Source organism: Granulicella paludicola, assembly GCF_025685545.1.
Lineage (GTDB): Bacteria > Acidobacteriota > Terriglobia > Terriglobales > Acidobacteriaceae > Granulicella > Granulicella paludicola.
Map to the genome: position 1 here is coordinate 764,131 of NZ_JAGSYC010000026.1, position 13,687 is coordinate 777,817.

Genomic DNA, 13,687 nt, shown 5'->3' on the forward strand with positions numbered 1-13,687 from the left:
GGTCTCGCTTAGGGCGAGCTCAACATATTCGTGGGCAATTTCCCTAGGGCTACTGATGGATCCAGCCTTCGAGTTGTACCGAATGCGAGATGGAGCCACTTGTGGCGGTTACGACGAAGTCGTAGTCGAGAGTGCAGCCTGCAGTGGAGAGCAATCCGGCACTGAGAAGCGCGAACAGAATCAGGCTCAAGAATCGTGGGCGCATACGGAGTCGTTTACGCCACATAAGGAGGGAGAAAACTCCGCAGGCGAGAAAAGGAAGTGCCTTATCGCCCATGCGCCTGTGCCGTATCTGGAGCGCTACAGAGGGCGAGCCAAAGTTAAGCTTGACGGTCACCGTGCTCTTTCTCGGCGTTACTGTAGAGGGCGAGAAGGTGTAAGAAGCGGTATTCCCTTGCAGACCAGCGATACTAAAGGTAATTGGGGAATTGAAACCTACGGATGGATCGATGGGAGCAATTTGAAACGTGTAGGTAGACGAATCTCCATTGCCCGAGCCAATGTACATGTCGCCGGAGTTCGAGGTAAAGGTGAAATCACTATTGCTGGTATAGCCTGTAAGCGCAACCACAGCCGAAGCGTCTCCACTCGGTGTCGTGAGGCTGACATTCATCGTTGCGGTAAAGTCTTGCCCGGTGGCGCCAGGAGCAAACAACACGTTAATCGTGCACTGCATCCCTTTGGTCAGGCTCGCGGGGCAGTTATTTGTCTGAGTGAATGACCCTGGATTGGCACCCGCGAAAGTTACGCCCCCAAAGCCCAGCGCCTGATCTCCAGAGTTTCCAACGGTGACCACCTGCGCTGCACTGGTCTTTCCATTGGCTGTAACAGGAAAACTGATGGAAGTCGGGCTTACGGAAGGTGCTGCGGGAGTGATGAGATTTCCGGTAAGTGCAGTGAGTAAGACATGGCGTACCGGCTGTGGCGTCGGATCACCAACGAGAGTCCAATAGACTTGCGCACTCGCAACAAGTGTCTGGTCGACCGGACCTGTCCCCGTCATGCTCGCGAGCAGCACTAGTCCGCCTCCTGGCACGATCGTGTATGTGATAACGCCCGTGCCACTCGCAATAGAGTACGTGCATCCACCGGGCGAAAGGCAGCCAGCGGTGAGTGGGATGATGGAGAAGGAAGAAGCGTTTGTATTGACGGCACTAATGTCCGTGGACAGGATCTGGATACTCGCCGTAGAACTGTTCGTAATATTCAGGCGCTGCGTACTTGAAGGAGCACCCGCGACCTGGTCCGAGAAGATGAGAGAGTTCGGCAGCAGTGTTACCGCACCAGTCGGGTCCTGAACTCCGGTTGCAGTCAAGGCTACGCTGGGATTCGATGAGCCGTCCTGCACCGTGAAAGTCCCAACCTGTGTAATGTACGCGATGCTCTGAAAGGTCAGCGTATAGGTGCAGCTCCCCTTCGCTGCTACCTGGGTACCGCAAGTAGTGCCGACGACTTTGAAGTCTGACGGCATAATCGTCGTACCGCTGATCGTGACAGGCTGTGATCCGTTGTTGGTGAAGGTTACAACCTGGGTTCCTACAGACGATAGATAGACGTTCCCAAAGTTGACGGAAGCTGGAGTAAGCGTCTCTGTACCTGTGCCGCCAGTGGCTATGGCTGTTAACTGGGCACTCAGATTTGTGATCACAAATGGATGAACCGCGGTGACATTTGGCGTGCCAGAGGCAACCGTGAGACTGCCACTGAGTTGACCGGTGACCGCAGGAGCCGCCGTGATGCCGTACTGGCATGTGGATGAAGCGGCGATGCTCGCACCGCAGCCATCACTACTTAGGGTGAAGCCCGTCCCGCTGACTGTAGCGCCCTGGATGGGTACCGCAGACGCGCTTGAGTTTTGCAGCGCGATCGTCATGGTGCTCGTTGCGCCGACGCTGAGGCTACCGAAGTTGAGTGTGGTCGGCGAGAGCGAGAGCGAAGTCTGTGTAGATGTGCCTTGACCTGATAGCGCAATGACGACCGGATTTTGCTGATTATCCAGGTCTGCAATAGAAAGAGTCGCTGTTATTTGGCCGCTTGATTGAGGTGTAAAGGTGAAAGTGATAGTGCAGTTCAAGCCTGGCTGAAGAAATCCGTTGCAGTTATTCGAAGTGGTGAAGTCCGCTGCATCGGATAGCTTGGGTGCGCTGAGGTAAATGCCTTTAGTCGTTGGATTTGAGAGAGTGGCCGCCATGGTGCCACTCTGTTGACCCACAGGAATGTCAGGGAACGTAATGGACGAGGGAGAAGCGCCAAACCCGGGCGCGGGCTGAACGCGCGTCAGAAAGCCCTCGGGAGCCACATTCGCACCGGAACAGCTATTGCACGCGAGCTGGTATGGGCTGTCCGTGGGGTAGTCACTCGCCGTGGTGTAGCCCGAGATGTAGAGAAGATTGTTGGCGTCGTATGCTACCCGTACCGGAGTCGTTGTACCCGTGCTCGATCCCAGGTACGACGAGACAAGTAGAGACGCATTTCCAGATGCGGTCGTGTCGAAGGTAAGAAAAACTGCGTCGCGGTTCGCACCTGAGAGGGCTGGTGTCGTAAGAGTACTCTTGGTCGGATAACCCGATCCTGCGGAGATCGCAACCGCAACCTGCCCACTGGATGTAGCGGCAAGGGTGTTTGTCTCTCCGCTGAAAAGGGTTGAATAGGCAATCGCCTGGCCACCTGCTGTCACCTTGGTGATGTAACCGAGAGTGGTCCCATAAGCGGCAAGGTCACTATATCCGTAGGCCTGGTTCTTGAGGGGGTAGTCCACTTGGTTGGTAATGCCGGTGACGTACAGGTTGTCGGACGCGTCGACGATGAGGTCCTGCGGAAGGTTGCCAGCAGACGCCCCGAAGCTATTGACGGATCCGCCAAGGTACGTGGCATAGGATACGGCAGTGTCGTCCGCATTGAGTTGCATCAGGAAGCTTGTGTTGCAGCTTGCGATCGCACAGGCTGGTTGTAGCGAACTGGCACTGGTTGCAGGAAAGGTATTGCTATGCGTCTCTCCATAGAGCCAGAGATTGCCGCCAGAGTCTAGAGCGATGGAGGATAGGCTCGGGCCGTTGGCCGGGTTCTGATCGTCGCCAACAAGAGTAGAAAACAGTAGCGAATTGACGCCGGACTTTGAAGTATCGAACTTGGCAACAAAGTCATTTCCCTCCTTGAAGAGTGGATTCTTCGTTGGCAAGGTCCCGCCACCGGCGTAGCCGATCATATAAACAACACCGTTGTAATAGGCGGCGAGGCCATCGGCGCTCCCAGTCGATACCGTGCCGATGTCCTGAACGGGAGAACCCAGGCTAAGCGGTCCGTTGCCGAAGAAGGTGGAGTAGAGCAGATACGATCCATCCGCAGTGATCTTGGTGAGTGTGCCGCCAAGAATCACTGTGCCACTGCCGTTCTTCGGTGGCTGCGTGGAGTAGCCGTTAAGGGTCGGGAAGTCGGTACTGAGGCTTCCCCCAGCGATATACAGGTATCCGGCAGGGTCATACGCGAGCGAGGTGGCGATGTCCCGATCACTTCCGCCAATGTAAGTGGCAAACTTGAGAGTCGTTCCCGTTGAGTCGAGCGCGGCGACATAAAAGTCATATTTGCTGCCGGGATTTTGAGCGAAGGGTGGATCAGGGTTCTTGGATCCGCATCCTGTCCCGCACACGGATCCAGGTCCACCCAGTTGGGGAAGATCCGTCGAATCGGTCTGCATCAGGAGATACATATTGCCGGCCTTATCAACGCGCATATCCACGATCCCGTCGAGGTTGGATCCTCCAAAATAGGTGGAGTAGGTGATGACGGGGTCGATGATCAACGGTCTTGCGTGGTCGTATGGTCCAAGCGAGAAGGCGAACTGATGATCAGGCAGAGCGTGATACATGGCAGCAACTACTGCATGGCTGCCGTCGTCGCGCCGCTGATATGCGACAGGCTGACGCAACTCCAGTGTGCGATGGTCAGCAGTTTTAAGGATTAGGCTGCCAGTCTTCGGGTCGAGTGTTGGCTGCGCTCCCTGGAAGCTCATACGGATTTGATCGGGATCGGCCTGAGGAGCGACCATGTAGTCATACTCCAGACGGTCGTCATTCCCGTAGTAAACGAGATCGATGTTGCGATAAATGTCGTTGAGACGGGCGCGGCTGTATTGGTTGACATGAGTGCGGTATTTCGTCGGATCATTGCCCAGAAAATAGTTGCTGTGACCGGGGAGCTGGGATTCTCCAATGGGAGCGGCATTCGGGTCGGCCCCGCCGAGATACATGGCAACAGGGCTCTGGCCGGAGGCGGATAAGCCGACGGTTCCGCCTTTACCGATCTGGAGAATGCGACCTGCGGAGCGGCTGACCATACGTCCTTCTGTGGTGGGCTCGAAGCGCAGCGGCTGAGAGGCCAGAAGGCTGGCCGCGCGATCTGGCGAAGGTGTTTGAGCCGACAGAATCGTGCTGGGGATTGCCGAGAGAGTGGCGATGAGCGAATTGATGATGAATTTTGGAGTAGCACGATAGAGCTTGGAAGCTAAGAGGCGGATCTTGGCAGCGGCAAAATGAATCATGAGAAGTCTCCTGAAGAGGGTGGATGTGGGAGCTGAGTCCATGAAGATTGGCGAGCTTTGTCGGCGACAAGGAACTCAGCCCTTGTGCGTGTGCTTGCCGACGTCCCTGATAAAGCGCTGAATCAGGTTGAGAGCCGGAACCCAGAGCAAGAGGGCCGTCAGAAAGCCTACGGTGACTGAAACGGCGAACAGTTCATCAGACATGTCACTTCTCCTAAAGCAGTTATTTGGGAAATTGCGAAGAGAGGAAGTCGCCTCTCATCTCTTGAATGGAGCGCTCGCAGACCCATACCTCGTTCTCGGGGGAACAGAAGAGATGTAGCTTGCCTTCGCTCGCGGCTAGCTTCAGTTGCGCTGCTGTCAGGCGCAGTGCTCCAAGTACAGCGCGAAGGTCTGGCAGCCACGGCGATCCGCACACGGGACAGCGTCTGGGGGGTAAAGTCTGCCCTGGAGTTGTGCCGCGCCCGTCCAACTCCCGCGGAGAGACCTCTGTGATCGAGAGGGTTACTTCTGTGTGTTCGATTCGTATCGAGATCCGCTTCCGTTGCATAGGTTTGTTGTCCCACGCGCCACGGCGGACCGTCCTAAATCCGCACTCAACGGATGCTCAATTCGGTATCAATCTGCTTAAGTGCTGCAAGTAAGGGGGTTGCGGCATGAAGGTCTCTCCGGAACAGGGCTTGCAGCGTCGCGTTTTCAACGCGATCTATTTATGTCGTGTGGGTGGATAGCCTTTGATATGCTTCTCCTCAAACGCAAACTGTTTGGCGTGATGTGGAAGCACCGCCTGTCAACGTACAAGCGAGTCTCTCCAGTCTTCAAAAAATCTGACTGATCGCGAATTGCTGCCTACACTACTCATGCTGCTGGAAACGCCACCCCGAATCCGATTTGAGGGCTACCTCATCGACCGTCCCGCCTGGCAATTGCAGTGGCAGGGCGAAACGATCACGCTGAATCGTAAGACCTTCGATCTGTTGCTCTACCTCATCGACCATCGTGATCGTGTCGTGCCCAAGGATGAGCTGTTGCAATCACTCTGGCGTGATCAGTTCGTCGAAGAGAGCAATCTCAGCCAGCATGTCTTCCTACTTCGCAAAGCGCTCTCCCGCCATGCCTCGGAACAGAAAATCATCGAGACGGTGCCGGGACGTGGGTATCGATTCGCCGCGCCGTTAGAGGTAGAGTCGAAGTCCGAAAATCGAAGCTCGACTTCATCGCAGATTCTTGTTCATGCCAGCGCATCCGTCACCGAAATAACGATTGAAGACGAAGAGATGGGCGTTGATGCGCCGTCCTACCTCCTCCGGGAGGGGGGCGCGCGAAGCAGGCGACCGCTTTGGGTTGCCGTTGGCTCTCTAGTTGTCATCGTTCTGGCGATTGCTGCGTGGTTCGGCTGGCAGCATTGGCTCGACAAGTCTGCGGGCGCACCGGTCGACGTAGTGATCGCTCCCCTGGCGGGTAGCACCGGTGATGCCATTCTCGATAGCGCGCTGGTCGACGCGCTACGCATGGACCTTTCGCAGAGCCCTTACGTTTCCCCGGTTACGGCCGCCAGGGTCCGCGCGACGCTTACCGAAATGAAGCAAGACCCCAACGCCGCGATGAATCTGACCACCGCGACAGAGGTTTGCGAACGGACGAATAGTCAGGCGGTTCTTCACGGTGGGATCGCTCGCGTTGGTCAGCATTACCTCCTCACCGAGGAGGCGACAAGTTGCGTGAACGGCTCGATGCTCGCCGAGGCAAAGCAGGAGGTGTCCACGCTCGAAGGTCTTCCGCACGGCATCGATAAGCTCGCTGAAAATGTGCGGCGCGAACTGGGCGAATCACGCCGGAGCATCGCACGTTTCGACGTACCCCTTTTCGCAGGAAAGACTGCTTCGCTGGAAGCTCTCAAGGCCTTCACACAGGCGCAGGTTCAATCCAATCAGGGTAAATACGTCGACGCGATTGGGCTGATGAAGAAAGCTGTCGCGGCTGATCCGGAGTTTGCAGAAGCGTATTACGACTTGGCAGCTTATTCCGGAAGCGTCCTTGACCGCAACAACGAGCGTGAAGCGCTTTTGAAGGCTTACAATCTGCGCGACACAGCTAACGAGCCCACCCGTCTTGCGATCGTCGCGCTCTATCATTCGGCCATCACGTTGGATTTGTATGAAGCCGAACGCAACTACCGCAATTGGACAGAGCTTTATCCACGTTCGGCTCAGGCATGGAACGGCTTATCGATTGTAGAAAGGGAGCTCGGTCACCACCAGGATGCTCGGACTGCTGCAGAACACGCTCTCGAACTGAGGCCAAGCGTAGCAGGTCTTTACGCGAATCTCTCGTATGAGCAGATACACACAGGCGATCCCAGAGGGGCTCTCGCAACCTGCAATCAGGCCATCTCGAAGGGCATCGACGTCGACTACGTCCGCGAACATTGCTTCCAGGCCGCCTATGCCCTACACGACGCTGCGCAGGTCCAGAAGCAGCGGACCTGGGCCGACACGCATCCCGATGCTATTTACATTCGGTTTGACGAGATCAGTGTCGCTATTGCAGAAGGGCGATTCTCCGATGCCCATCGCCTCACGCCACCATTGGATGGGATCATGCGACGGCAAGGCCTGCTAGAACCGGCGAACGGCTTTATCCGGGATATCGGCAGCAATCTGGTCGAAAGTGGTGACGTTGCTGAGGGAATTAGCTTACTGCGGAGTGTCCCGGTCGACGCGAAAGACGATGCCAGCGTTCTTGGATTGGCATGGGCTGGAGATTACGCGGCCGCTGAAAATGCCGTTCACTCCATGCAGGCAGAGTTTCCTCAAGGCACTCTTTGGAACGACTATCGAGGACCTGAAATTAAAGCAATCGTGGCTCTAGCTACACACAGACCGAAGGATGCAATTCAAGCCCTTGAACGAGCGCGACCACTGGAAGGCCGCGATCCAGTCATCAGCATGTTGCGCGGGAACGCCTATCTGGCCGCTGGACAACCGGGTCTGGCTGAGGCCGCGTATCGTAAGGTCCTCGACGGCCCCGATCAGGAACCCGAAGCTGAGGAGGTGCCTCTGTCATGGCTAGGACTGGGACGCGCCTACGCAGCGGAAGGTAACCGCGAGGCTGCTATAAAAGCGTATGGGCGCTTTCTATCCCTCTGGGCACATGCAGACGCGAACAGCGCTCATCTACTTGAAGCTAAGAGTGAGCTTGGTGCCCTACAAAACTCTCGCTCAATTCAATAATTCATTGTCCGCAAGCATCAGGACGCCCCTTCGAAACTTTCAGTGGACGAGATCCCGCTTAGCGCACAATATACGCCCAGCCTACAAACGCATCATCGCTATCAATCGCATGATTTGTCCGACCAAGTCCACCCTACCGACCGGATCGGATTCTTGCACGATGAAGCTGCCCAGGCTTCTCCGTTTCATCTGAGGCGGACTTTCGCAGTCTTTAATTACGGGTGGATCGCTGCATTTCCGGGCGGTCATAATGGAGTAGAGTTGGAAGCCGATGCCCTCTCCGCAAACTTGGAATGAGAAGACTAAAACTTCCCGGCTGTTTTGGGGAATAGCGATCGGCCTTCTGCTCCTGGCGGCAGGATATAGTTGGCAATCGTTCAAGCCGGAGGCGGTTCCAACACGCCTGTATCCGGCTGGTGATGGCTCACTCGCCGCATGGACACCGTATGGTGGCCACTGGACAAGCATCGATCATGTCATCTACAGCACTCATGAGCGGCAGGATCGTGGTGCCAAGCTTGTCACGGGATCTGAGCGTTGGACGAATTACACACTCAGCACGGATATGCGCTTCGACGGAGACTTCGGTGATCTTGGAGTAGTCGTAAGGTCCAGGGATGAAGCGGTCGGGCTGGATGCGTATAACGGCTACTACGTGGGCGTTCGCATGGATGGCGGCGGCGGTAGCCTTATGGTCGGCCGCTCCAACTATGGGTGGAGTGAGGCGAGACCAGTACCAGTGCCAGGGGGCGTCCATCCGGGAGCTTGGCTGCGCCTCACAGTAGTTGCTTATGGCTGCGACATTGCAGCTTCCGTGCAGAACATGTCGACGTTGCAAACGGCGTGGATCGCGTTTCACGAACGCTCGTGTTTGAAGTCCGGGCGTATCGGTTTGCGGTCGGTGGACAACAACGGGGTATGGCGCAATATCAGTCTCCGATCCGCTTCACGTGAGGACTATCTCGCGCTTGAGCAGCATGCAGGATCGATCGAACAACCGGTCGTGCTTAATGGTCCTCCATGGTGGACACCTTGGCATGTGGGCATGTTGTTCGTTGGCGTGTTGGCCACGGCTTTGCTCATTCAATTTGCTTACTTTCGTGCCGCGCGGTGGAAGAGTGACACGATCATTCAGGAACGCGAACGCATGGCCCATGAGATCCATGACACGATGGCGCAGAGCTTCGCAGGTGTTGGATATCAGATTCAGGGCATTCGCAGCAGCGTGGTGCGCGGTGACCAGCTAGATCGACAGCACATAGCCGATCAACTGGCCGTCGCCTATCAACTCATCCGGCGTTGCCACCAGGAGGCAAGTGGAACCATTGCCATGCTCGGATTGTCCTCGGCTTCGGAACAGCGTGGGCTGTTGGAGACTCTGCGAGAGACGGCAGATCGCATCGGTGGCGACAAGATCAAGACACACACCGCGCTTGAGGGCCATGCCACGACGATAAGTCTAAGCCTCGCGGATGCGTTGCTGCATATCGGACAGGAAGCGATTGCTAACGCCGTCGGTCACGGGAATCCTTCCATGTTGACGATCAAGCTCCGCTATGAGGAAGACGCCGTGGAGCTGTCGGTGTCCGACGATGGCCAGGGCTTTGAGATGTCTCCGCATACCACAGGCCTCGGCATCATGGGTATGCAGAAGCGCGCACGCAATGTGGCGGCAGTGCTGGAGATCTTAAGCGTGCCTGGCGAAGGGACCGAAATACGTGTGCGTGCGGAGTGTCGAATCCAGCGCTTGCCCGCCCGTATTTTAAGCTGGTTGCGTGAACTGTTATGGAATGGCAGAGGGTCCGTGTAGAGTCAGCTGCTATTCGTCGAGGTGGATGAGACCGCGGCGTATCGCGATGGTTACGGCTTCCGTGCGATCGTCGGCGCCAAGTTTAGTGAGGCAGCTGACAACATGGTTGCGCGCTGTCTTGTCGCTGATGAAGAGACGCTGAGCAATCTCTTTATTTGACTTACCCGCTGCGACCAGAGTCAGAACCTCGATCTCGCGCTGGCTAAGCTCGTCGCGCCCCACGGTTTCTACAAGACGCTGTGCAATAAAGGGAGGCACGCAGCGCTGGTTATTTGCGACCATCTCCACGCCGCGGACGATTTCTTCCTGCGGTGTGTTCTTAAGCAGGTAACCCATGGCTCCAGCCTGCAACGCACGGACTATGTATTCGTCGCCCTCATAGTTGGTGAGAACAAGTACGCGCGCACCCGGATGCAGGCGCCTTAGCTCGGCAATTGCATCAGTGCCTTGCATCTCCGGCATACGGAGGTCCATCAGCACGACATCGGGTGGCTCGCGATCGAACTCTGCAAAAGCTTCTCGTGCTGAACCCGCCATACCTGTGACCAGAATATTGGTCTCACTCTCAAACATCGTACGCAGCCCAAACCTGACGACCGGATGATCATCCACGATGAGTACCTTGATGCGCTGCGCTGGTTCTGTCATGGACTTATCCTAGGCCACGCGACCCACACGCGGAAGCTGTTGGAGCACCCAGAACCTCATGGTTCATTTGTACTATGCGCGATTGGTGCCGATGCCATCTTGGCAAACGTATGTCGCGATCCGTATTTTCACGCGTGGTCAGTATTAAGCAAAACCCCGGTGCTGAAGCGGGTTGCATGATAACGATTACATGCTGAGAGGTAAGGAATAGATGAAACGGTTTTTGGGTATGAAAGTTTGCGGACACTTGGCTCTGCTTGTCTTGCTGGCTAGCTTCGTTTCGATGATGGCAGTGACTCCGATGATGGCGCAGAGCACGACGAGCACACTTACGGGCACCATCACGGACGGATCGGGTGCGTTCGTCGCCACTGCTGATGTTCTCGCGCTGAATACAGCGACCGGAGTCGAGTACAAGGCCAAGGCTGACAATCAGGGTAATTACCGCATCACACAGTTGCCCCCCGGAAGTTATACCTTACGAGTCACAAGCAAGGGTTTTAAAACTCAGCAGTTGCAGGCGTTCACCTTGCTTGTTGATCAGCAGGCTCGGCAAGACGTTCAACTCGGCGTGGGTGAGACATCAGAGTCGGTGACCGTAAGTGGCGGCGAGCCATTGCTCGATACCATCGGTTCAAACGAGGGACAGGTCATTGAGAATAAACAGATCCAGGACCTTCCGCTCAACGGTAGAAACTTTCTTCAACTGGCACAGCTGTCTGCTGGCGTCACACCGGCGGATACGCCTGGCATGAGCTCTCCCGCCTCCTCGTGGACAGGACCACAGACGGTGAGTATCTCCGTCGCGGGCCTGCGCGAAGACGATACAAGCTATCTCTTCGATGGTATTGAGGTGCGCAATGCGTGGTACGGCGCCATCGGCATTCTCCCCTCGATCGATAATATTCAGGAGTTCAAGATCGAGCAGACGGGTTCGTCCGCCGCCTACGGCGCAGGTGGAACCTTCGTCAACATCGTTACCAAGTCGGGTACAAATCAGTTTCATGGCAGCGTCTTCGAGTTTCTGCGTAATAACGCTCTCGACGCGAAGAACTACTTTGACGTAGGGTCTGCTCCCGCTTTCCACCAGAACCAGTTCGGCGCGAGCTTCGGTGGTCCGATCAAGAAGAACAAGATGTTCTTCTTTACAAATTACGAAGGCTACCGCCAGATTCAGCCCACGACGGTGTATACACGCGTACCGACCGCAGCGCAGCTCTCTGGTGATTTCAGCTCGGACAACTTCCCGCTGGTCAATCCTGTAACGCAGGCACCCTACACAAACAATCAGATTCCGACTTCGCAGTTCTCGCCGGCGGCTTTGAAGATGCTTGCTTACTATCCGGCGCCTAATGGCAGTTTCTCGGGTGGGAACAACTTCGTCGTGGTGGAACGCCAGACGGTGAACTGGGATCAAGGCAGTGCTCGCGTCGACTACACCATCAACGACAAGAACACTATCTTCGGGCGTTATACCATGATGGATCAGACGAGCGTCGAACCTGGCATTACTCCAGACGCTGCGCGCATCTTCCCTTCGAACCCAAAAAATGTTGCCGTGGGTTGGACGCACATTTTCAACCCCAACATCGTTAACAATGTTCGCTTCGGCTGGAACCACACAGAGACCGGCCAGAACCGTGCAGACGGTTACGACACGAGTAAAGCGAACCCGCTCGGCCTGAACAACATCGGTCTGCAGCCGGGCTCTTATGGTCCTCCGTCAATCAACATTAGTGGGGGTTATGGCAACCCCGGCTCGGCAGGAGGCACAGAGGTCGTACGCGAGAACCTCTTTATGGGCACGGAGTCGTTGTCGATCCAGCATAAGCAGCACACGATCACCACGGGCGCAGACATTCGCTACGATCCGATCTACCTCTATGAAGACTGGCAGGGCTCAAACCTCACATTCAACGGCAACTTTACCAAGGGGCCCAATGTTCCCTCGACTCAACCGGGGGATGCTCTCGCAGACGCACTCGTCGGAGCAACCTCTTCCGCGGCAACCTCTACCGGCGATCCGACGCTTAATCTGCGCCGCTGGTATCAGTCCTATTACGGTCAGGACACCATGCAGGTCAACAAACGCCTTACGATCAACGGTGGCGTTCGCTATGAGTACTACCAACAGCCGTGGGACACAGCAAACCACGTAGGCAGCTTCGATTTCGCGACGGGTACACTGCTTACCTATCCGGATACAAAGGCGCTCGGCCTCGGACGGCAGATGGTGCACCCATCCTACGTAGATTTCTCGCCGCGACTCGGCTTCAACTACTCGCCTTTCAAGAACGGCGCCACAATTGTAAAAGGCGGCTTCGGTATCTACTTCCTGTCACCGAACATCAACCAGCTTGAGGTGATGGTGGATACACCGAAGTACTACTCCGTGCAGAACTACAACAATGCCCGCAACACAACCACTGGCCAGTTGAACTTCACACTGGATCAGCTCTTTGGTCTGAGCCTGCCAGGTGCGGGACAGTCTGTGTCGTTCATCAATGCGAACAACAAGACGCCGGTCACCTACGAGTACTCGTTGGCGGTGCAGCGGAACTTCCTCAAGAACTGGCTACTCGAGGTCTCCTACTTTGGCTCGCAATCGCGTCATTATGAGACGCGTATTGTTATCAATCCTCTAAACACAAATGGCCAGACTGGCTATGCCAACTACGCTGGCGCCATTCAGGAAAACCTGAACGCAGGCACGTCAAACTACAACGCTCTCGCAGCCCGCGTGGAAAAGCACTACACCTCCGGTTTTTCGCTGCTGGGTACCTATACATATTCGAAGTGCCTGGGTACACCATGGCAAGACCAATTTGCCTGGCACCCGCTTAACCTGAGGCAGGACTACGGACATTGCACCTACGATCAGAACCAGCGCCTCAGTGTGAACTCGGTGTACGAGCTTCCGTTTGGCAAGGGCAAGATGCTTCTTGATCGCGGCGGCCTTATGAATGCAGTTGTCGGCGGCTGGCAAGCCAGCGCAATCGCAACTTTCTACACGGGTCCGTGGCTTACGTTGGGCAGCAGCCAGAACCTTGGCGCGTTTGTGAACGCACTGCCGAATGTAACTGGAGCGGTTACGAATAAGTCACTGCATGGCGGTCTGGGCAAGAGCGGCAAGCTTGGCCCCTACTTCAACACGCAGAACGTACAGGCGATTACTGCGGTAGGCGTGCAAGGCAACGCTGGTGTCAGCAACGTGCAGGAACCCGGCAGCGCAACGTGGGATCTTTCGGCCTTCAAGAGCTGGCAACTCGCGCAGCGCTACGGCCTCACGTTCCGTGCTGATTTCTTCAATGCTTTCAATCGCGTAAACTTTACCGGATTGGATACGGGAGTGAATGACACGAACTTTGGCAATCTCACCGGCGCCAATGCGGCACGCGAAATTCAATTTAGCTTGCGTCTCAATTACTAGACGCGCGCCTCTACTTCTAGCTGTTCGGC

6 protein-coding genes are annotated in these 13,687 nt (G+C 55.9%); 3 read left to right on the top strand and 3 right to left on the bottom strand.

What is annotated here, in order from left to right; all coding sequences use genetic code 11:
- Nucleotides 1–49: 49 nt before the first annotated feature.
- A complete protein-coding gene (locus OHL14_RS18855) occupies nucleotides 50–4,537 on the bottom strand; it encodes a choice-of-anchor D domain-containing protein (protein WP_263380924.1) in 4,488 nt (1,495 codons plus the stop codon).
- A gap of 75 nt (nucleotides 4,538–4,612) precedes the next feature.
- Complete coding sequence (locus OHL14_RS18860; protein ID WP_263380925.1) at nucleotides 4,613–4,741, bottom strand: hypothetical protein; 129 nt, start codon at nucleotides 4,739–4,741, stop codon at nucleotides 4,613–4,615.
- A gap of 656 nt (nucleotides 4,742–5,397) precedes the next feature.
- On the opposite strand from OHL14_RS18860, the gene OHL14_RS18865 reads away from it, so the two are divergent.
- Nucleotides 5,398–7,770: a winged helix-turn-helix domain-containing protein gene (locus OHL14_RS18865; protein WP_263380926.1), complete on the top strand. Its 2,373-nt coding sequence runs from the start codon at nucleotides 5,398–5,400 to the stop codon at nucleotides 7,768–7,770.
- Nucleotides 7,771–8,041: 271 nt separating this feature from the next.
- A complete protein-coding gene (locus OHL14_RS18870; RefSeq protein WP_263380927.1) occupies nucleotides 8,042–9,580 on the top strand; it encodes a family 16 glycoside hydrolase in 1,539 nt (512 codons plus the stop codon).
- Nucleotides 9,581–9,589: 9 nt separating this feature from the next.
- On the opposite strand, the gene OHL14_RS18875 is transcribed toward OHL14_RS18870, so the two are convergent.
- Nucleotides 9,590–10,228, bottom strand: a complete 639-nt coding sequence (locus OHL14_RS18875) for a response regulator transcription factor (RefSeq protein WP_263380928.1) — start codon at nucleotides 10,226–10,228, stop codon at nucleotides 9,590–9,592.
- Nucleotides 10,229–10,511: 283 nt separating this feature from the next.
- Here OHL14_RS18875 and OHL14_RS18880 point away from each other — a divergent pair, with 283 nt between their 5' ends.
- Complete coding sequence (locus tag OHL14_RS18880) at nucleotides 10,512–13,658, top strand: TonB-dependent receptor (RefSeq protein WP_263380929.1); 3,147 nt, start codon at nucleotides 10,512–10,514, stop codon at nucleotides 13,656–13,658.
- Nucleotides 13,659–13,687: the final 29 nt, after the last annotated feature.

Coding starts and splice junctions, on each gene's coding strand:
- OHL14_RS18855 (WP_263380924.1), bottom strand. CDS start 4,537: ATGATTCATTTTGCCGCTGCCAAGATCCGCCTCTTAGCTTCCAAGCTC.
- OHL14_RS18860 (WP_263380925.1), bottom strand. CDS start 4,741: ATGTCTGATGAACTGTTCGCCGTTTCAGTCACCGTAGGCTTTCTGACG.
- OHL14_RS18865 (WP_263380926.1), top strand. CDS start 5,398: ATGCTGCTGGAAACGCCACCCCGAATCCGATTTGAGGGCTACCTCATC.
- OHL14_RS18870 (WP_263380927.1), top strand. CDS start 8,042: ATGCCCTCTCCGCAAACTTGGAATGAGAAGACTAAAACTTCCCGGCTG.
- OHL14_RS18875 (WP_263380928.1), bottom strand. CDS start 10,228: ATGACAGAACCAGCGCAGCGCATCAAGGTACTCATCGTGGATGATCAT.
- OHL14_RS18880 (WP_263380929.1), top strand. CDS start 10,512: ATGATGGCAGTGACTCCGATGATGGCGCAGAGCACGACGAGCACACTT.